Origin of the sequence: Pedobacter sp. AW31-3R (genome assembly GCF_052180285.1) — a bacterium.
Classification (GTDB): Bacteria; Bacteroidota; Bacteroidia; order Sphingobacteriales; family Sphingobacteriaceae; genus Pedobacter.
This window is the reverse complement of the sequence record NZ_CP197475.1, coordinates 5,530,180-5,548,464: the sequence shown is the minus strand read 5'-3', so window position 1 is coordinate 5,548,464 and position 18,285 is coordinate 5,530,180. Positions and strand designations below refer to the sequence as shown.

19 protein-coding genes are annotated in these 18,285 nt (G+C 42.5%); 6 read left to right on the top strand and 13 right to left on the bottom strand.

Annotation, left to right across the window (positions count from 1 at the left end):
• Positions 1 to 47: 47 nt before the first annotated feature.
• The 5 genes from rimO to rpmB form a co-directional block, all read right to left on the bottom strand.
• Positions 48 to 1,382: a 30S ribosomal protein S12 methylthiotransferase RimO gene (rimO, locus tag ACSBL2_RS22695; RefSeq protein ID WP_442588846.1), complete on the bottom strand. Its 1,335-nt coding sequence runs from the start codon at positions 1,380 to 1,382 to the stop codon at positions 48 to 50.
• Positions 1,383 to 1,413: 31 nt separating this feature from the next.
• Entirely contained in the window at positions 1,414 to 2,376 is a 963-nt protein-coding gene (gene ftsY / locus ACSBL2_RS22690) for a signal recognition particle-docking protein FtsY (RefSeq protein ID WP_442588845.1), read from the bottom strand.
• Positions 2,377 to 2,448: 72 nt separating this feature from the next.
• Entirely contained in the window at positions 2,449 to 2,616 is a 168-nt protein-coding gene (locus ACSBL2_RS22685; protein WP_442588844.1) for a DUF4295 domain-containing protein, read from the bottom strand.
• Between the two features lie 43 nt (positions 2,617 to 2,659).
• A complete protein-coding gene (gene rpmG / locus ACSBL2_RS22680) occupies positions 2,660 to 2,842 on the bottom strand; it encodes a 50S ribosomal protein L33 (RefSeq protein ID WP_008242799.1) in 183 nt (60 codons plus the stop codon).
• Between the two features lie 38 nt (positions 2,843 to 2,880).
• The gene (gene rpmB / locus ACSBL2_RS22675; RefSeq protein WP_442588843.1) at positions 2,881 to 3,114 is read right to left on the bottom strand and encodes a 50S ribosomal protein L28; all 234 of its coding nucleotides are present in this window, start codon (positions 3,112 to 3,114) and stop codon (positions 2,881 to 2,883) included.
• A 317-nt stretch (positions 3,115 to 3,431) separates the two neighbouring features.
• Here rpmB and acs point away from each other — a divergent pair, with 317 nt between their 5' ends.
• Both acs and ACSBL2_RS22665 read left to right on the top strand, forming a co-directional pair.
• The gene (gene acs, locus ACSBL2_RS22670) at positions 3,432 to 5,327 is read left to right on the top strand and encodes an acetate--CoA ligase (RefSeq protein ID WP_442588842.1); all 1,896 of its coding nucleotides are present in this window, start codon (positions 3,432 to 3,434) and stop codon (positions 5,325 to 5,327) included.
• Between the two features lie 324 nt (positions 5,328 to 5,651).
• Positions 5,652 to 5,837, top strand: coding sequence for a CsbD family protein (locus ACSBL2_RS22665; RefSeq protein WP_265833915.1), 186 nt, complete (start codon positions 5,652 to 5,654; stop codon positions 5,835 to 5,837).
• A 148-nt stretch (positions 5,838 to 5,985) separates the two neighbouring features.
• Here ACSBL2_RS22665 and ACSBL2_RS22660 read toward each other — a convergent pair whose 3' ends face one another.
• The gene (locus ACSBL2_RS22660; protein ID WP_442588841.1) at positions 5,986 to 8,919 is read right to left on the bottom strand and encodes a M16 family metallopeptidase; all 2,934 of its coding nucleotides are present in this window, start codon (positions 8,917 to 8,919) and stop codon (positions 5,986 to 5,988) included.
• Positions 8,920 to 9,066: 147 nt separating this feature from the next.
• Between ACSBL2_RS22660 and surE the strand changes: the two genes are divergently transcribed.
• From surE to lpxB, 3 genes are read left to right on the top strand one after another with little or no spacing between them, the layout of a single operon-like run.
• A complete protein-coding gene (surE, locus tag ACSBL2_RS22655; protein ID WP_442588840.1) occupies positions 9,067 to 9,846 on the top strand; it encodes a 5'/3'-nucleotidase SurE in 780 nt (259 codons plus the stop codon).
• 10 nt (positions 9,847 to 9,856) lie between these two features.
• On the top strand, positions 9,857 to 10,123 hold the full coding sequence (locus tag ACSBL2_RS22650) for a stationary phase survival protein SurE (RefSeq protein WP_442588839.1): 267 nt from the start codon (positions 9,857 to 9,859) through the stop codon (positions 10,121 to 10,123).
• The gene (gene lpxB, locus ACSBL2_RS22645; RefSeq protein WP_442588838.1) at positions 10,123 to 11,241 is read left to right on the top strand and encodes a lipid-A-disaccharide synthase; all 1,119 of its coding nucleotides are present in this window, start codon (positions 10,123 to 10,125) and stop codon (positions 11,239 to 11,241) included. The genes ACSBL2_RS22650 and lpxB overlap by 1 nt, the downstream gene beginning before the upstream one ends.
• A gap of 39 nt (positions 11,242 to 11,280) precedes the next feature.
• Here lpxB and ACSBL2_RS22640 read toward each other — a convergent pair whose 3' ends face one another.
• The 3 genes from ACSBL2_RS22640 to hxlB all read right to left on the bottom strand — a co-directional run bounded on the left by ACSBL2_RS22640 (position 11,281) and on the right by hxlB (position 13,180).
• Positions 11,281 to 11,652, bottom strand: coding sequence for a response regulator transcription factor (locus ACSBL2_RS22640; protein WP_442588837.1), 372 nt, complete (start codon positions 11,650 to 11,652; stop codon positions 11,281 to 11,283).
• Positions 11,653 to 11,875: 223 nt separating this feature from the next.
• Positions 11,876 to 12,508: a 3-hexulose-6-phosphate synthase gene (gene hxlA / locus ACSBL2_RS22635; protein ID WP_442588836.1), complete on the bottom strand. Its 633-nt coding sequence runs from the start codon at positions 12,506 to 12,508 to the stop codon at positions 11,876 to 11,878.
• A gap of 87 nt (positions 12,509 to 12,595) precedes the next feature.
• Positions 12,596 to 13,180 (bottom strand): 6-phospho-3-hexuloisomerase, encoded by a 585-nt coding sequence (gene hxlB / locus ACSBL2_RS22630; protein WP_442588835.1) that lies wholly within the window; start codon positions 13,178 to 13,180, stop codon positions 12,596 to 12,598.
• Positions 13,181 to 13,504: 324 nt separating this feature from the next.
• Here hxlB and ACSBL2_RS22625 point away from each other — a divergent pair, with 324 nt between their 5' ends.
• The gene (locus tag ACSBL2_RS22625; protein WP_442588834.1) at positions 13,505 to 14,362 is read left to right on the top strand and encodes a helix-turn-helix domain-containing protein; all 858 of its coding nucleotides are present in this window, start codon (positions 13,505 to 13,507) and stop codon (positions 14,360 to 14,362) included.
• A 43-nt stretch (positions 14,363 to 14,405) separates the two neighbouring features.
• Here ACSBL2_RS22625 and ACSBL2_RS22620 read toward each other — a convergent pair whose 3' ends face one another.
• The 4 genes from ACSBL2_RS22620 to ACSBL2_RS22605 all read right to left on the bottom strand — a co-directional run bounded on the left by ACSBL2_RS22620 (position 14,406) and on the right by ACSBL2_RS22605 (position 18,180).
• The gene (locus ACSBL2_RS22620) at positions 14,406 to 14,765 is read right to left on the bottom strand and encodes a response regulator transcription factor (protein WP_442588833.1); all 360 of its coding nucleotides are present in this window, start codon (positions 14,763 to 14,765) and stop codon (positions 14,406 to 14,408) included.
• A gap of 58 nt (positions 14,766 to 14,823) precedes the next feature.
• The gene (locus ACSBL2_RS22615; protein WP_442588832.1) at positions 14,824 to 16,443 is read right to left on the bottom strand and encodes a PAS domain-containing sensor histidine kinase; all 1,620 of its coding nucleotides are present in this window, start codon (positions 16,441 to 16,443) and stop codon (positions 14,824 to 14,826) included.
• A gap of 147 nt (positions 16,444 to 16,590) precedes the next feature.
• Positions 16,591 to 16,950 carry a response regulator transcription factor gene (locus ACSBL2_RS22610; protein WP_442588831.1) on the bottom strand — a complete coding sequence of 120 codons (360 nt, stop codon included), beginning with the start codon at positions 16,948 to 16,950 and terminating at the stop codon, positions 16,591 to 16,593.
• 225 nt (positions 16,951 to 17,175) lie between these two features.
• Positions 17,176 to 18,180 (bottom strand): LacI family DNA-binding transcriptional regulator, encoded by a 1,005-nt coding sequence (locus ACSBL2_RS22605; RefSeq protein WP_442588830.1) that lies wholly within the window; start codon positions 18,178 to 18,180, stop codon positions 17,176 to 17,178.
• Positions 18,181 to 18,285 lie beyond the last annotated feature (105 nt).

The following is an 18,285-nucleotide window of genomic DNA, read 5'->3' as shown; positions in this document are numbered from 1 at the left end:
TGCCACGAATTTAAGTTAATAAACTTCAATTCTTCAAACACCGGCTTTTATTTTACAATCTGTCCATATAGGTCAAAATCTTCTGCCCGGTCGATCTTCACCTTTACAAAGCTACCGTTAGCCGCATAACCTGTTGAAGCATCAATCAGCACTTCATTATCCACCTCAGGAGAGTCAAATTCTGTACGTCCAATGAAGAAATCACCCTCTTTGCGATCGACCAGCACTTTGTAAGTCTGCCCTACTTTTTCCTGGTTAATATCAAATGATATTCCTTGTTGAACTTCCATAATTGCATCCACCCTTGCCTGTTTCACTTCCTCAGGCACATCATCTACCAGGCTGTGTGCATGTGTTTTTTCTTCATGGGAATAGGTAAAGCAACCCAGTCTGTCGAAGCGTGTATCTTCTACCCAGCGCAGCATTTCTTCAAAATCCCTTTCCGTTTCACCGGGATAACCGCAGATCAATGTGGTACGCATGGCAATTCCAGGAACTTTATCCCTGATCTGATTCACGATATCAATCGTTTTTTGCTTGGTAATCCCACGGCGCATCGATTTCAGCATATTGTCTGTAATGTGCTGCAATGGCATATCCAGGTATTTACAGATGTTGTCGCGCTCATTCATGGCATCCAGGATCTCCATAGGGAAACCTGAAGGGTAGGCATACTGCAACCTGATCCATTCAATACCGTTCACATCAGATAAGCGTCTCAATAATTCATCAAGGTTACGTTTACCATAAATGTCCAGGCCATAATAGGTCAGGTCCTGTGCAATGAGGATCAGTTCTTTGGTGCCATTTGCGGCCAGGATCTTCGCTTCATTGACCAGGGCATCCATTTCCGTGGAAACGTGTTTACCACGCATCAGGGGAATGGCACAGAAAGAGCAGGGACGGTTACAGCCTTCTGCAATTTTGAAATAGGCAAAGTGAGAAGGGGTGGTCAGCAAACGCTCCCCAATCAGTTCATGCCGGTAATTGGCACCCAGGGAATGAAGAATATTTTGCAGGTCATTGGTACCGAAAAAAGCATCAACACTGGTAATTTCAGCTTCCAGTTCCGGTTTGTAACGTTCGGAAAGACATCCGGTAACGATGACCTTACTGATCTTTCCCTCATCTTTCAGCTGACTGTACTGAAGGATGGTATCAATAGATTCCTGTTTTGCATTGTCAATGAATCCACAGGTGTTGATCACAATGATATCATCTTTATTCACCTCATTGGCCTCATGAACAACATTCAGGTTATTCCCTCTCAATTGCCCCATTAAAACCTCAGAATCATAGATATTCTTTGAACAACCCAATGTAATGACATTGATTTTTGGTTTTTTAAGGGGGATAATCTTGGGGACAGTTTTTGTATTCATATGGTTGTATATTTTACTATTTGCGAAGGGCTTATTTAAACAGGCCGTCGACAAAAGCTTTTTTATCAAATAATTGAAGGTCGTTGATTCCTTCACCTACCCCGATATATTTAACAGGGATTTTAAACTGGTCGGAGATCCCAATAACGACACCACCCTTGGCGGTACCATCGAGTTTGGTAATGGCCAGTGCGTTCACGTCGGTCGCTTCGGTAAACTGTTTGCATTGTTCAAATGCATTCTGGCCGGTAGATCCGTCCAGTACCAGCAGGATTTCATGCGGTGCACCGGGCACTACCTTTTCCATGACCTTTTTAATCTTGCCCAATTCATTCATCAGGCCGATTTTATTGTGTAAACGTCCGGCGGTATCGATAATCACCACATCTTCACCATTGGCTACGGCAGACTGGATGGTATCAAAAGCCACCGATGCAGGGTCGGAACCCATGGCCTGTGCAACAATTCTCACTCCGATGCGTTCTGCCCAGAGTTTAATCTGATCCACTGCAGCAGCCCTGAACGTATCAGCTGCACCCAATACCACTTTAAGGCCTTCGCCTTTCAGCTTATTCGCCAGTTTACCGATGGTGGTGGTCTTACCTACGCCATTTACCCCGACTACCATGATCACATAAGGCTTGTGGTTTCCGTATTCAAAGCTTCTGAAATCATTGCTGTTATTTTCAGAAAGCAGGAGCTGGATCTCATCCCTGAGCAGGAGATTCAGCTCATTTGTCGATAAATATTTATCACGGGCAACCCTGTCCTGTATACGGTCAATAATTTTGAGGGTAGTAGATACGCCTACATCAGAAGTGACCAGTACTTCCTCCAGATTGTCCAGCACATCATCATCTACTGTTGTTTTACCGGCAACAGCTTTTGTTATCTTGCTAAGGAACCCCTCTTTAGTTTTCTCTAGTCCTTTATTCAGTGCTTCCTGAGCTTCAGGTGCAGTTTCTTTTTTCTTGAAGAAATCAAATAATCCCATAGTACTGTAGATGAAAACAAAAAAAGCCCTCCCAATTAGAAGGGACGGCTTTAATATGATTAAATATTAAAATTACTTGCTTTGTTGAATACCAGCAATAGCATCTTTAACGTGATCGTTGTGAACGATAACTTCTTTGAAAGAATATGCACCTGTTTTAGGTGATTTAGTCATCGTAACAACTTTTGAATATTCTTTACCTTTACCCGTTTTAAGGGTTGCAACTACCTTTTTTGCCATGATTTAAATAGATTGTATTTAGTTAAATACTAAATGTAATGTATTACTTAATTTCTTTATGTACAGTTACCTTTTTCAATACAGGGTTGAATTTTTTCAATTCTAAACGCTCAGTAGTGTTTTTACGGTTTTTTGTAGAGATATATCTAGACATACCAGGCATGCCGCTAGTTTTATGTTCTGTACACTCTAGAATAACTTGTACTCTGTTACCTTTTTTAGCCATTTTATTAATTATTTAGTTGATTCACATCAACAATGTTTTTACAAAAATCCTTTTTTCACGAAACGGTTGATCGCTTCAGTAATACCAATTTTATTGATGGTTTTGATAGCTGAAGTAGAAACTTTCAGTGTTATCCAACGGTCTTCATCAGGAATATAAAATTTCTGAAGTTGTAAGTTGGGATAAAACTTACGTTTAGTTTTAACGTTTGAGTGAGAAACATTAAAACCACTCATTGCCATTTTTCCGGTTAAATCACAAACTCTAGACATGCCTTTAATATATATTTTTAATTGTTATTCGCTTAATTTTTTAAGAGTGTGCAAATATCACTAAAATAATTGTAACCATCAAGAGTACATGTGATTATTTTCAAAATATTATGCAGAAACCTGAAGTCCCTTTTCTTATTGTGGGGCGAATATACAGAATTGCCGCCAAAATACAAACGGACAGGGATTTATGGGAATACAGATAAAAGATGATTTATATCACAATTTCACGTCTGGATTGTTTTTATCCTATTTCAAATACTATATATTTGGGTATTACAGACACGAACCAAATATTTTATAAATCGAACAGCGTTATGCAAATTAAATCTTTAGCCGAGTACAAAAAAACTTACCAGTTCAGTTTAGACTACCCAGAAGAGTTCTGGGCAGGAATTGCCGAGAATTTCCAATGGAGAAAGAAATGGGATAATGTATTGTCCTGGAATTTTAAAGATCCTGAAATCAAATGGTTTGAAGGAGCAAAGCTTAATATTACAGAAAACTGTCTCGACAGGCATCTGGCAAAAAATGGGGATAAGCCTGCGATTATCTGGGAGTCGAATGATCCGGAGAAACCCAGCGTTACTTTATCCTATACCGTTTTGCACGAACAGGTATGCCGCTTTGCCAATGTGCTGAAGAAAAATGGGGTGCTGAAAGGCGACCGGATCTGTATTTATATGCCCATGGTTCCCGAGCTTGCTGTTGCCGTACTGGCCTGCGCACGTATTGGTGCCGTACACTCGGTGATTTTTGGAGGGTTTTCTGCCAAATCGATTGCCGACCGGATCAATGATTCTGCCTGTAAACTGGTGCTGACGGCAGATGGATCTTTCCGCGGCAATAAACAGATCCAATTGAAGGAAGTGATTGACGATGCGCTCATTGGCTGTCCGACAGTGGAGAAAGTGATTGTGTTGACGCATACCCGTACCCCGGTTTCCATGCTGAAGGGACGCGATCTATGGTATGAGGATGAAATAAAAATGGTGGATACCAATTGTCCTGCAGAAGAGATGGATGCGGAAGATATGCTGTTCATTTTGTATACTTCAGGCTCTACAGGGAAACCTAAAGGGGTAGTCCATACGGTAGGGGGTTATATGGTGTATGCCGGTTATACCTTCTCGAATGCTTTCAATTACCAGCCGGATGAAGTTTTCTTCTGTACGGCAGATATTGGCTGGATTACAGGGCATTCTTATATTGTATACGGCCCTTTATCGCAGGGTGCGACCACGCTCATGTTTGAAGGTATACCTACTTATCCCAGCCCTTCCAGGTTATGGGAAGTAGTGGATAAACATAAGGTCAATATTCTTTATACCGCCCCAACGGCTATACGTTCCCTGATGAGTTTTGGAAAGGAACCTGTTCAGGGGGCAGACCTGAGCAGCCTCCGCGTATTGGGTTCTGTGGGTGAGCCGATCAATGAGGAGGCCTGGCACTGGTTTGATGAAGAAGTGGGCAAGAAGAATTGCCCGATTGTGGATACCTGGTGGCAGACGGAAACAGGGGGACTGATGATCTCTCCGATTGCTTTTGTGACGCCTTTAAAACCTGCATGTGCGACGTTGCCTTTGCCGGGTGTACAACCTATACTAGTGGATGAACAGGGGAATGAAATTGAGGGGAATGGCGTAAACGGGAACCTCTGTATCAAGTTTCCATGGCCGGGAATGCTGCGCACGACTTATGGCGATCATGAGCGTTGCAAGCAGACCTATTTTTCTACGTATCCAAACCTGTATTTTACAGGGGATGGCTGTATGCGTGATGAGGATGGGTATTATAAAATTACCGGACGTGTGGATGATGTGATCAATGTATCGGGACACAGGATTGGGACTGCAGAGGTGGAAAATGCGATCAATATGCACGCTGGTGTAGTGGAAAGTGCGGTTGTAGGCTTCCCCCATGAGGTAAAAGGCCAGGGGATCTATGCCTTTGTCATTTTTCCAAACCTGCACAGTGAAGCGGATCTAACCAAACGTGATATCCTGCAGACGGTAACCCGTGTGATTGGTGCCATCGCCAAGCCCGATAAGATTTTATTTGTGACCGGTCTCCCTAAGACGAGGTCGGGCAAAATCATGCGCCGTATTCTTAGAAAAATAGCAGAGGGTGATATCAGCAATTTAGGGGACACAAGTACGCTGCTTGATCCGGGAGTGGTGGATGAGATTATCGAAAAGTCTAAAGAATCTTAAACCACCCACTAAACGATAAGACAGTATGGGGCAGAACAAGGGTAAAGCTATAGCTCACCTGAGTCAGACCTGAGGTTGGTAGGTCGTTGATAGGTCATTGTAAGGTCTCCTGACCCTACCAATATCCTATCAATGGCCTGCCAACCACCTGGCAATTGTTCTTTCCCTATAGGTCTCCTGTCCAGTTGCATTTGTGATGCCCTTCCATTCTCCGGAGCATTTGCAGTGTTCTACAGGCATCCTGCATCCGGTTTAAAAACAATTTGGCCCTCCTGTTGTTGTTAAGGTAATTCAAATGAATACGAATACCTAAAAACATACACCATGGATAAGTTAGAATTAAAAGGAAAATGGAACGAGATCAAGGGAAAAGTGAAACAGGCTTACGGAGATCTTACTGATGATGATTTGAAACATGAAGAGGGTAAAGATGATGAGTTGTATGGAAGGATACAACAGAAAACAGGTAAAACCCGTGATGAAGTGGTTGATTGGTTGAAATCACTCTAATCAGTTCCTGCCGTTTATAAAGGGCAGGATATAAAAATATAGTCAGCCAAAAATTAAAATGAGCATTAAAAAGCCCGTCTCTGTTTATGGAGACGGGCTTTTTAATGCTCATTTGGTACCTGATGCGCAGGTATTCGGGAAGGTCATTTTAATACCCGAATACCTGTTCTAAAGTGAGGGTATTCAACGTACCGAACTTCTGTAAATCTTCCATTTTAACCTTTTTGTCGGAAGCCACAATACAATAGTTATAAGGCTTATTGGCCACATTGCTTGCATGGAAATCCTGGATCTGAGCAAACGTAAGCGGTTTCAGGGCTTGGTACTCATCCATTCTTGAATCATGGTCAATTCCACGTTTCTTATCTGCGAAATAGGCTGCAATGATATCATTCTTGGTAATCCTTGAAGTCTCTATGGCATTCATTGCGCTATATTTTGACGATGCAAAGTTTTTGTCCGATTCCGGTAAAACATTCAGCAATTCATTCATGCCTGCCACTGCTTCATTCATTTTATCGGCCTGGCTGCCTACATAGGCAATCATGCTGTATTGTTTCTCTTTGCTATCCGGACTGGCGAATACCGCAAAAGTAGAATAAGCGAGTGCTTTTGATTCCCTGATGGTCTGGAATACAATAGAACCCATTCCGCCTCCAAAATAACTGTTGAATAAAGTGATTTTTGCTGCTTCTTCAGGATGATACAGTCCGCCATTTCTCACCCAGCGTACTTCCGACTGCACCATATCATAATTCGCAAAATACACCTGGTTGCCTGTCGCCTCCGCATAATTGAATTTTTGGGCAGGTGCAGCAGGGGTGAATTCCTTTGGCAAAGCATGTGTCTTTACAATATCGGCTGTAAATGCAGCTGTTGTCTGTGGGCCGTAATAGGTAATGGTATGTTTGTAGTTGTTGATGTTATGCAAAATATACAGCAACTCTTTTGAAGTCATATTTTTGATTTCATCATTGCTGAGTCCGAAATTAGCCGGGTTCACCGCACCATATTGTGCGTAAGAAGTAAGGCCGGAAAGAATAGACGCTTTGTTCAGTTTATTGTTTTCCCTTGCCTTCAGCAGGTTACTTTTTAACTGTGCCAGGGCCGCTTCATTCGCTTTGCAATTGGCGAAAATATGTTCCACCAGTTTCACTGCCTTATCAAAGTTTTCCTGTAAACCGGAAATATTTATGGTAGTCACCTCATTGGTCACATTGAAGGAATAGGTGCAGGCAATGTTATAGAACTCTGCACTGATCTGTTGGGCAGTATATTTATCAGTACTCAGAAAGGCAAGGTACTGTGCTGCATAAGGCGCTTTTTTATAATTCCAGGCACCCATATCAAAACGGTACGACAAATTAAACAAGCTGTTTTCTTTATTTTGCACAGTAATTACCTCAGCAATGCCGGCCTTACCGAATGAAAGGTCTTTATTGTAATCAAGAAATTTCGCTTCAATAGCTTTTGATGGAGTAGCCAGCAAGTTTTTAGTAAAGACCGATACTTCATTTGTATTGGTTTTCACTGGTGTAATAGCCGGTTTTTCTACCTTTACAATACTGGTATCTTCGCCCTGGTGTTTCTGGATAACTACATAATTGTCCTTAAAGAACTTATTTGCAAAGTCTACCACTTCCTTTTTGGTCACCGCAGCCATGGCATCATTTTTATTTAAATGGGTATCCCATTTTTCTGCACGGTTCAGGATAAATGCAGTAGTGATGTCTTCTACGCGGGCACCGTTATCATCTAAGGCCTGCAGGTTTTCCAATTTATTATTCGCTACTGTGGCGCGGATCAGGCTTTCATCAAATTCGCCTTTTTTCAGCAGTTCAATTTGTCCCATTAACAGTTGCTGCGCATCTTCGAGGGTCTGACCCTGTTTCGGTGTGGCCACCAATATAAAGTCGCCATAGTCTTTCATTTGCTGGTAATAGGCACCGGAACGAAGCACTTTTTGCTCTTTATTCAGGTTGATATCCAACAGACCTGCTTTTCCATTGGCAAGAATGCTTGAAATCAGGTCCAAGAACATACTCTCTTTAGTGCTTTCCGCATACCCCCTGTAACCAATACGTACACTTTCCGCACTTGGTCCATTGATATGGGCTACCTGTATTTTTGTCAGTGGTTTTTCAGGAGCAGGATTGTACAAGGCTACCGGTTTGTTTTTCATGTACGAGAAATGCTGATCTACCTTTTTGATCATCTCATCTGCCTTAAAATCACCAGCAAGGATAATGGCCATATTATTGGGTACATAATAGGTGTTGTAATACTTGCGGATTTCAACCAGGGAAGGGTTTTTTAAATCTTCTATCGTACCGATGGTAGTCTGCTGACCATAATTGTGCGTAGGGTAAAGCAATGCCGACAAGGTTTCACTCACTTTCCATGAATCATCATCCAGTCCCCGGTTTTTCTCTTCATACACCGCTTCAAGCTCTGTATGGAAAATACGGAAGACCGGACTGCGGAAACGTTCAGCCTGCAGGGCTAAAAATTTGTCAGTGGCATTGGATGGGAAATCCTCATTGTATACGGTTTCCTCATACCAGGTATGGGCATTGGTCGATTGTCCGCCAAGCGACTTCATCATCTTATCGTATTCATTGGCGATAGAATAGTTGGAAGCTTCACCGGATGTTTGATCAATCTCCGCATAAATTTCTTTACGTTTTGCCGGGTCTTTGGTGGCATGGTATTGTTCGTACAGTTTTTCAATTTTATCCAGTAAGGGTTTTTCTTTGGCAAAATCCATGGTGCCGAACTTATCCGTTCCTTTAAATAAAAGATGCTCCAGGTAATGTGCCAGTCCCGTGTTGGTACGCGGATCGGTATTACTACCCGCTCTTACTGCCATTCGGTATTCTATGCTTGGCGATTTTGAGTTTTCAGAAAGGATTACCGTTAGGCCATTTTTAAGCTGGTAGAACCTTGCCTTATTCGGGTCGTTTGTAACATATTTGTAGGTGTATCCACCTGAGGATGCCGTTTTCCATTGATATCCGGTTTGGGCCATGAGGCTTGACCCCGTGATCAGTAAACAGGATAAGAGGCGTAAAGTCTTTTTCATAATGTATGAGTTTGGTGTCAAATATAATCTGAAATGCGAATTTATCGTTCATTATTATACGATATTCTTTACTTTTAACCGATATGTAACCTGGTGGGGTTTATTTTGCAGAGCAGCTCCCCAACTATAAAATCAAATAAGATACACATGAAAAAAGACCAGTCCAGACCCAATATTTTAGTGGTAAATGACGATGGAATTACCGCACCGGGGATCAAAAACCTGATTGACGTTGTTAAGGAAATAGGAAAAGTGGTGGTGGTTGCCCCTGATGGCCCTCAGTCGGGTATGGGACATGCAATTACTATCGGAAAACCCTTACGTTTTGTAAAAGTCGATTTATATGAAGGCGTGGAAATGTATAAATGCTCTGGCACACCGGTAGATTGTGTGAAGCTTGCGGTGAACAGGATCTTTAAAGGCAAAAAACCTGATATCTGTGTGTCCGGCATCAATCATGGGTTGAATAATTCCATCAATGTGATCTACTCCGGTACCATGTCGGCTGCCGTGGAGGGTGCTATTGAAAACATTCCTTCTATAGGTTTTTCTCTCGATGACTTTAATGAAGATGCCGATTTCAGTCATTGCAAAAAATATATCAGCACGATTGTAAAGCAGGTACTGGAACATGGACTTCCTCCGGCTACACTGCTGAACGTGAACTTCCCGAATGGCGCCGAATTGAAAGGAATTAAGATATGCAGGCAGGCAAATGCAAAATGGGCAGAAGAATTTGATGAGCGCAAGGATCCTTACGGAAGACCTTATTACTGGTTAACCGGGGTTTTCCAGAACAACGATAAAGGGGAAGATACAGATGTTTGGGCGCTGGAAAACGGATATGTTTCCGTTGTCCCTGTACAATTTGATTTGACAGCACACCATGCTATTCCTGTCCTGAATACCTGGACATTTAATGACTAAATCTACATTGATGATAAAGCGGATTAGAAATACAGTTTGGGCAGGTTTTGGAATAGGTGTCGCGATTCCGGGGGTACTGGTATCCATCGTTTGGCTGATCATGCACCGGTTTGCTTTTCTGGCCAAGGCAGATTTACTTCTGATCGGATGTATAGGTGTCAATGCCCTGCTATTGAAATACTTTTTTAAAATCAATAAAGAGCATACAGGGAGGGGTGTGCTGAGTGCCACCTTTATCTGGGCTTTCCTGTTTTTTATCTATAAAATATCGCAGTAATGAAGTATTACCTTGTAGCCGGTGAAGCCTCGGGAGATCTCCATGGGGCCAACCTGATCAAAGCATTGAAGGCAGAAGATCCCGAAGCAGAGTTCAGGTATTATGGCGGCGATAAAATGCAGTCTGAAGGAGGAACTTTAGTGAAGCATTATGCTGAAATGGCTTTTATGGGCTTCACGGAAGTCATCCTGAACCTGCGTACGATCTTAAAAAACATGAAGGCCTGTAAGGCTGATATACAGGCTTGGCAACCCGATGTGCTGGTCCTCATAGATTTTCCCGGATTCAATTTGAAGATAGCCGGTTTTGCGAAGGAAAAGGGGATAAGGGTATGTTATTATATCTCCCCAAAGGTTTGGGCCTGGAACCAGAAACGGGTACTTAAAATCAGGAAGGTGGTCGACAAGATGTTCTGTATTCTGCCATTTGAAGTGGATTTCTATAAGGAATGGGGAATGGAAGTGGATTATGTTGGAAACCCTTTGCTGGATGAAAAGGCGTTGTTTGTTCCCCAGCCGGATTTCCGCCAGAAGAATAAGCTGTCTGCAGCCGATCTCATCGCTTTGCTCCCTGGCAGCCGCAAGCAGGAAATAGAGCGTTTACTACCCGATATGTTAAGTGTGACTGCCCGGTTTCCCGATCAGCAGTTTGTCATTGCAGCCGCACCAAGTTTCAGTGCGGATTATTACCGGCAATTTATGGGATCTTCGGCAAACGTAAAGCTGGTGTTCTCGCAGACCTATGACTTGTTGCATGTCGCAAAGGCTGCAGTGGTCGCTTCCGGAACGGCCACTTTAGAAACGGCACTGTTTAAAGTTCCGCAGGTAGTGGTCTACAAGGGAGGGAAAATTAGTATTGCCATTGCACGTTTACTGGTGAAAATAAAGTTTATCTCACTGGTCAACCTGATCATGAACCGTGCTGTGGTGACTGAGCTGATACAGGAAGATTGTACGACCGATAAGATCGCAGACCAGCTGAAAGGATTGTTAAGCGGCAGTAAAAGGGCAGAAATGCTGGAAAGCTATAACGTATTAGCGGAATTGATGGGCAATCCCGGTGCCTCTGGTAAAACGGCTAAATTAATTGTAGCTTACCTGAAAAAAGAAAAGGTATAAAAAGAAAGGGTTTTACAGGTTCTCCTGCAAAGCCTTTACTTATGCTGTCTTCTTTACCAGGAGGTTATTGATTCTTTTGACGACGTCATCCACGTCAAAGGGTTTGCTGATGTAATCATCTGCACAAGCCTGTGTACTCATCTGTTTGCTGCGTGGATTGGCAGACATGACAATAACCGGAATGTGTTTCGTAAACAGATCATTCTTAAGATCGTCACAGATTTCTATGCCGTTGCCATCAGGAAGCATCACATCAATAATAAATAGGTCAGGCAGTGAGTCCCGTAATTTACTTTTCAGTTCGCTTACCGTAGACGAAATCTGTAATTCATACCCTTCGTTTTTCAAAAGATATTCAATGATAAAACTGATATCATTGTCGTCTTCAAGTACGTGTATCCGTTTGGTCATAGCTAGTTATATTGGGTTAAATAGTGTTTATATTTCAACAGCAAAATTTGTTCCAAATGAGGTCATTAGCAGTTACCTATAAAATTAAACTTATTTCCGGAAAAAGAAAAAAATCCGTATGAATTTACCTGTAAAAAAACGGGCGATCACCTGAAGAGGAATCGCCCGTTTTTTATTCCGTATATTGAAATTTTTATTTCCTATACTGTAACATCAGCATTGATTAAACTGCATCAATTGCTTCACGCAATGCTTTTGCAGCTGCAGCAGGATCTTCTGCACCGTAGATCGCAGCACCGGCAACAGCAACAATTGCACCCGCCTTAATCACCGCCTGTACATTGTTCAGGTTCACACCACCAGCAATAGATACTGGAACGCCTGCACGGGCAGCTTCATCAATTAATACCTGGATAGAATATCCTTCTGTCCATTGCTCATCTAAACCTGCATGGAGTTCAACAAACTCAACGCCTAATTCCGTAACTTCCTGTGCACGTTTAACACGGTCAGCCACACCAATGGTATCTACAACAACACCTTTGCCATGCGCTTTACCTGCTTTGATTGCTCCGGCAATAGTTGCATTACCTGCAGCACCCAAAACAGTCACTAGATCTGCACCTGCTTTGAAAGCAATGTCAGCTTCCAATTCACCGGCATCCATCGTTTTTAAATCTGCAAAAACCAATTTATCAGGATGTGCTTCTTTCATGGCTGTAACCACACCGATACCCATGTTTTTAATTAATGGAGTACCCAGTTCAATAATGTCAATATAAGGTGCAATCTTAGCCGCTAAAGCCAATGCATCTTCTGTTGTTAATAAGTCTATCGCAACTTGTAATTTAGCCATAATGTATATAATTTAATTGTATTCGTAATTTGTGTTTTTTGAATTGCGCCCGAAGAGGCCATTCCATTTATTGGAGCCATAACCTGTTTATTCCAGGTTGGCATGCCGCTTCCACATCTCTTCGGCGGGTTCATTGTCTATTCCCCACAGGGTCTGGAAAATAGCATCGGTAAGTAACAACAGCGCTTGTTCAAAAAGACTGCCTGCATATTGTTCCGAAATACTTTTTCCGTGGTCTTCTTTCTGTGCCGCCGGAAGGATCAGTACCAGTGCCGATAGTTTTGCCAATGGAGAATCTGTAGTGGTAGACAGGGCAACGACTTCAGCTCCTGAAGCTTTTGCTTTTTCTGCAGCGCGTACAATCGTACTCGTTGTTCCGGATCCTGAAGCTGCGATGAGTAAATCTCCCTGCTTTATCGCAGGAGTCGTAGTTTCGCCCACAACAAATACCTTAAGCCCGAAATGCATCAGGCGCATGGCGGCCGCACGTAAAGCCAACCCCGATCTTCCGGCACCGGCAAGGAAGATGCTGTCCGCCCGCCGGATAAAAGGAATAATCTCAGCCATACGGTCATAGTCCATTTGTTTGATCAGCCTTTGGTTCTCTTCCAGGATCAGTTGCAGGTTGGACTGCAGTTCCGCAGATAAAGTAGTTGGATTGGTCGTGCTCATGTCTTTGTTTTTATCTGAAGCAAAGGTATCCGCTTCTTTTACCGATCACCTTACACTATGTGCGCATTATGTGGGACTATATGGAAACATTGGTCCTCAAAAATCATGGAAATGCCATAAAAAACTGTGGTTTAGACATAAATACACCATAATTTCCAAATAGTCCAACCCATTAATGGCTTAAACTTTATATTTGAATCTGCGGTCAGGAAATGTAAACAGAAGGTGGTTTTCAATAAGCTTTCTTCGGACATTTTATCCTGAACGGCGAGGCCATATGAACCGGCATTCCGGTATACCCTTAAAAAGCAGAAAATAAAAAATATGAACAATACACTTGGACTGGAGCAATCGCTTATCTATATCCGTAATCTTGCGAACTGTCCGCCAAGTTACCTGAATGATCCCGGCAGGAAGGATTTCTTTGAAATTGTATGGCTGCAAAATGAATTCGCCCTGCACACGATCAAAGATCAGGAGGAGTCCGGGCCTGGCGACTGGATTTACCTCATTCCCCCCTATCGTGTACACCAACTGAATAAGGCAGGGAAAAATGGGGTGTTGTTATCTTTTAAACGCGACTTTCTGGAAGAGGAAGACAAGGAGTTTTATCTGGATATTTTTAAGATCTTCAATATACAGGGTGAATTTTCCTGCCTGCCACTCAGTGTGGACACCGCAGCTGAACTGTCTAAAATTTATCAGCTGCTGGAAGAGGAATACCTGGGGCAACACCATAGCTTTGTGATTTTAAAGGCATTGCTGAAGGTGTTTTTGCTGAAACTTATCCGGATCAAAGAGCATGTTTTCACCAGCCAGGACGTCAACCAGAAACGGGTATACGAATTTATGATCTTATTGGAGGAGAATTACCTGGAGGAACGGAATGCTGAATATTATGCGGATAAGCTGGGAATAAGTGCGAAACGCCTAAATCAGATTTTGAAAGAAAAGCTGGATAAAACAGGGATGCAGCTGATCCATGACCGGATTATCCTTGAGGCGAAACGGAAGATCATTCACAGTGAAAATACATTGAAGGAAATTGCCTATGAGCTCGGATTTACTGACCGTCCGTACTTTAGCAGGTTCTTCAAGAAACAAACCGGACAATCACCGGATGATTTTCAGAAACTGGCTAAAAACCATATTGAATCCAAGTTCAATACACTGGTCGATTAATCAGGCAATTAAAATGGTCGGGCAATATCGGGCAATAAGGTGATCAGGCCAATTGTGCTTCAATCCGCCTTAATAAATCATCCAGATCGAAGGGTTTACTGATGAAATCATCTGCAAAGGCGTCTTTGCTGCTTTGCTCTGCAGGTGCATGGGCAGACATGATAATCACGGGAATATTTCTCGTTTCCAGGCTCTGTTTCAGTTGTCTGCAGAGTTGTATGCCATCGCCATCGGGCAATTTTACATCCATTAGGATCAGATCGGGCAAAGAATTTAATAAATTAATTTTAAACTCTTTGGCATTCGCAGCAACAGTAACATCAAATTCAGATTCCTGCAAGATATATTCGATGACATCCCGAATGGCTTCATCATCTTCTATGACCTGTATAAGTTTAGACATAGTCAAATATAAGAACTGTTTAAGATATTCGTCATATAAATAAACAGAATAATGTAAATTATGGGCGGGTCAAAGGGAGGCTAAAGTGAAAAGTAGAGCCGTTTCCATGGTCGCTTTCTACCCAGATCCCACCATGGTGTCTTTTCAGAATATCTGCGCTCAGGTAAAGGCCTATTCCAAATCCGGAAGCATTCCTGGCTTTCTGGTCATCAGCCCTGTAAAATCGTTCGAATACCTTTTCCTGGTGCCTGGTGTCTATGCCTATGCCATGATCCCTCACAGAAACAACAGCCTCTTCACCAAAGGTGGTGGAGCTGATTTCAATGGACTTGCTCAGTGGTGAATATTTAATGGCATTGCTGATCAGGTTGTCAATGACCTGGCCAATCCTGGAACGGTCGGCTTCAATGGGTTCTGTAATTCCTGGGGTAAACAATAGCTGATGGCTATTGGTGTGGATCAGGTAGTCTTTGATGACCTCCTGGATCAGTTCATCAATCATGAATGGGGCGATGGATAAATCGATATTTCCAGATTCAATTCTTGACATATCAAGGAAACTGTAAATCAGCTTGGTCATTTTGATCACCTGTTTTTCTGCACGACCGGCAATATTCAGCACATATTCAGGGTCTTTCACTGCATTTTCCATTTTCAGCATTTGCAAATAGGCTTTAATGGAAGTCAGTGGTGTTTTTAATTCGTGGCTGGCGATGGCGATGAAATCATTTTTCTGCAGTTGTTCTATCTTATTTTCGGTGATGTCTATAGTGGTGCCCAATAGTCTGCTGGGATAGTCCTGTTCATCAAAGATTATCCTGCCATTGGTACTGATCCAATGGACAGATTCATCCGGCCACAACAGCCTGGCTTCATACCGGTACTGTCCGGTCACCAAAGCATTGGTAAAGGCATTATCTACGATGGCTTTATCCTCGGGATGAACAAGGCTGCTGATTTCATTCAGGTTGATCATGGTATCCCTGTCCAGGCCGAATAATTCCATTAAGGTAGGGGTATAGATAATTGTATTTTGCCGCAGATCTATGTCCCAGCTTCCAATTCCCGTAGCCTCGGTAGCCAGACGTAATCTTTCTTCCGCATTGAATACCGCGAGATGGGTCTTCATCATGGCCGATACCCTGTTTTCATTGCGTTCTTCAATATATCGCTGATAGCCTGTCTTTCCGGAAACTTCAAAGCAGGTGATGAAAACCCCGTTAATGCTGCCCTCATCATCAATTACGGGATTATAACTGCAGGACCAGTACACATCTTCTGATCTGCCGTTTCTGAAGATCGTGATCCGCTTATCGTAGGTCAGTGATGCCGTACCGGTACTCAATACTTCATCAATCAATACTTTGACAAATATATCATCGGGCATCCACAAATCCCCTCCGGGTTGTCCCAGGAATTCTTGTAGCTTAGGATCCTGGCCAAATACGGGAACAAGCGCCGTATTGAAAAACTGTATAAGATTGGGCCCCCAGAAAAGAAACATCGGAACCTGCGCGTTCAGCACAATATTAAGTGTCGTTTTAAGACTTTTCGGCCAGTCTTCCACAGCTCCCAGGGAAGTGTGCGACCAGTCGGTGTTCCGAATGAATGCTGAACAAATGTCCTCTCCTGTTAAAAAGTTATGGGTATTATGCGTTGAACTTTCTTCTCTGGCCATAGTCATCAGCTAAATCATTCCATCTAAATTTATGATTTAATTCTGACAAAATCTTTGATAGGGCCATGCCTTTTCAGAGAAGGGTAAATCTTTAAAGAATAAGTGTGCAAAAAAAGAGTAAATGTGTAAGCCGTTCTGGGAATTGTATCACATGAGGAGTCTTTCAATACGCAGCATGAGGTGATTCAGATCGAAGGGTTTGTTGATGAAATCATTTGCACAGGATTCTTTCCTGACATGGTGTTCATTGGAATGTGCAGACATGATCATCACAGGGATATGTTGTGTCCTTTCATCGCTTTTGAGCTGCCTGCAGATTTCCAGCCCATTTCCATCCGGGAGCATCACATCCACCAGGTACAGATCGGGAACCGGGCCTGCTGCATCCCTAAGAAATTCTTTCACATTTGCAGAAACGGTTACTTGATATTCATAATCAGCCAGAAAGTACTCAACTATATATCTTATGTCTTCATTATCTTCTATCAGGTGTATATATTTTTTCATGGCCCATCCTCATTCTTGTATGTATACACATAACCAAAAGGAAGGGGAATAGTTTTTCGCTTTGTATTTCTAACTTGATTTTAATGCTTATTTGTTTGATCTCCTTCCTGATTGAGGCCTTGTTGCGGAAAAAAGGTCCCTGCAGGGATAATCGGGTACATCCGATTCATGGATCAGTGTATATAGTTTGTCTGGGCTTTCAGCACGGGTTGGGGCAGCGTTGTGTCAGGAGATGATTTCAGTATCCAATACCCTGGTCTGGAATTCTGTAATAGGCCGTTTTGCTTCAATCATCTGAATAATCAGTTCTGTGGCGATCTTGCCCATTTCAAAGGCAGGTTGCCTTACTGACGTTAAAGTAGGGGAAAATAAATTGACCACATTCGAATTGGTGAAGCCTGCAATAGCGATCTGGTGTGCCGATTCCGGTGCTCTATTTTTTATGGCAGTAAGGCAACCGGTAGTCAGCCTGTCATTCGCAATAAAAATACCTTCCGGTTTCAGGAGCAGGAGCTCTTTTACAGCATCATCCATTTCTTCAGCCACCATTCCACCATGCTGGCAATATTTGACCAGGTCAGGGTTAAACTCAATATGGTGTTTAGCGAGTGCAGCCTTGTAGCCTTCAAGACGTTCTTTGGTATTGGAAAGCGTTTCTGAAGCCGTTAAATGTGCAATTACCCGGCTGCCCGACTGAATCAGGTGTTCCGTAACATCAAATGCACCTTTAAAGTTATTGACCACTACCTTATGGGTTTCAAAATCATCGGGTACACGGTCGAAAAATACAATCGGAAGACCTTTTTCATATAGATCCTTCAGGTACCTGATATCCTGGGTCTCTGCAGAAAGAGAAATCAGTAATCCGTCAATAGACCTTGAAGCCAAATGTTCTACGGTTAGTTTTTCCTGTTTGTGGGATTCATGGGTTTGAGAAATAATGACATGGTAGTCCCTGTTATAGGCAATGGATTCAATCCCATTAATGACCTGGGAAAAGAAATTATTGGCAATTTCACTTACAATAATGCCAATAGAATAACTTCTGCGCTCTTTTAAGCTCCGCGCAATGGGGTTAGCACGGTAATTAATTTTGTCAGCATAAGCCACTACCAGTTTCTTCGTCTCTTCACTGATCTCATAACGGTCCCTTAAAGCCCTGGATACTGTTGATGTAGATAATCCCAGTGCTTTTGCAATGTCTTTTAACGTAGCGGTTTCAATTCTCATGTTTATATCGGCTCGTACAAGGTACAAAAAATAATTACCCCTTTTTAGTATTGTCAAAATTAAGGATAAACAACCATTTACACAACCGGGAACGATTGCACATTT

Bases quoted from the DNA above. Each gene is read 5' to 3' on its own strand.
- rimO (WP_442588846.1), bottom strand. From the start codon at position 1,382: ATGAATACAAAAACTGTCCCCAAGATTATCCCCCTTAAAAAACCAAAA.
- ftsY (WP_442588845.1), bottom strand. From the start codon at position 2,376: ATGGGATTATTTGATTTCTTCAAGAAAAAAGAAACTGCACCTGAAGCT.
- ACSBL2_RS22685 (WP_442588844.1), bottom strand. From the start codon at position 2,616: ATGGCAAAAAAGGTAGTTGCAACCCTTAAAACGGGTAAAGGTAAAGAA.
- rpmG (WP_008242799.1), bottom strand. From the start codon at position 2,842: ATGGCTAAAAAAGGTAACAGAGTACAAGTTATTCTAGAGTGTACAGAA.
- rpmB (WP_442588843.1), bottom strand. From the start codon at position 3,114: ATGTCTAGAGTTTGTGATTTAACCGGAAAAATGGCAATGAGTGGTTTT.
- acs (WP_442588842.1), top strand. From the start codon at position 3,432: ATGCAAATTAAATCTTTAGCCGAGTACAAAAAAACTTACCAGTTCAGT.
- ACSBL2_RS22665 (WP_265833915.1), top strand. From the start codon at position 5,652: ATGGATAAGTTAGAATTAAAAGGAAAATGGAACGAGATCAAGGGAAAA.
- ACSBL2_RS22660 (WP_442588841.1), bottom strand. From the start codon at position 8,919: ATGAAAAAGACTTTACGCCTCTTATCCTGTTTACTGATCACGGGGTCA.
- surE (WP_442588840.1), top strand. From the start codon at position 9,067: ATGAAAAAAGACCAGTCCAGACCCAATATTTTAGTGGTAAATGACGAT.
- ACSBL2_RS22650 (WP_442588839.1), top strand. From the start codon at position 9,857: ATGATAAAGCGGATTAGAAATACAGTTTGGGCAGGTTTTGGAATAGGT.
- lpxB (WP_442588838.1), top strand. From the start codon at position 10,123: ATGAAGTATTACCTTGTAGCCGGTGAAGCCTCGGGAGATCTCCATGGG.
- ACSBL2_RS22640 (WP_442588837.1), bottom strand. From the start codon at position 11,652: ATGACCAAACGGATACACGTACTTGAAGACGACAATGATATCAGTTTT.
- hxlA (WP_442588836.1), bottom strand. From the start codon at position 12,508: ATGGCTAAATTACAAGTTGCGATAGACTTATTAACAACAGAAGATGCA.
- hxlB (WP_442588835.1), bottom strand. From the start codon at position 13,180: ATGAGCACGACCAATCCAACTACTTTATCTGCGGAACTGCAGTCCAAC.
- ACSBL2_RS22625 (WP_442588834.1), top strand. From the start codon at position 13,505: ATGAACAATACACTTGGACTGGAGCAATCGCTTATCTATATCCGTAAT.
- ACSBL2_RS22620 (WP_442588833.1), bottom strand. From the start codon at position 14,765: ATGTCTAAACTTATACAGGTCATAGAAGATGATGAAGCCATTCGGGAT.
- ACSBL2_RS22615 (WP_442588832.1), bottom strand. From the start codon at position 16,443: ATGGCCAGAGAAGAAAGTTCAACGCATAATACCCATAACTTTTTAACA.
- ACSBL2_RS22610 (WP_442588831.1), bottom strand. From the start codon at position 16,950: ATGAAAAAATATATACACCTGATAGAAGATAATGAAGACATAAGATAT.
- ACSBL2_RS22605 (WP_442588830.1), bottom strand. From the start codon at position 18,180: ATGAGAATTGAAACCGCTACGTTAAAAGACATTGCAAAAGCACTGGGA.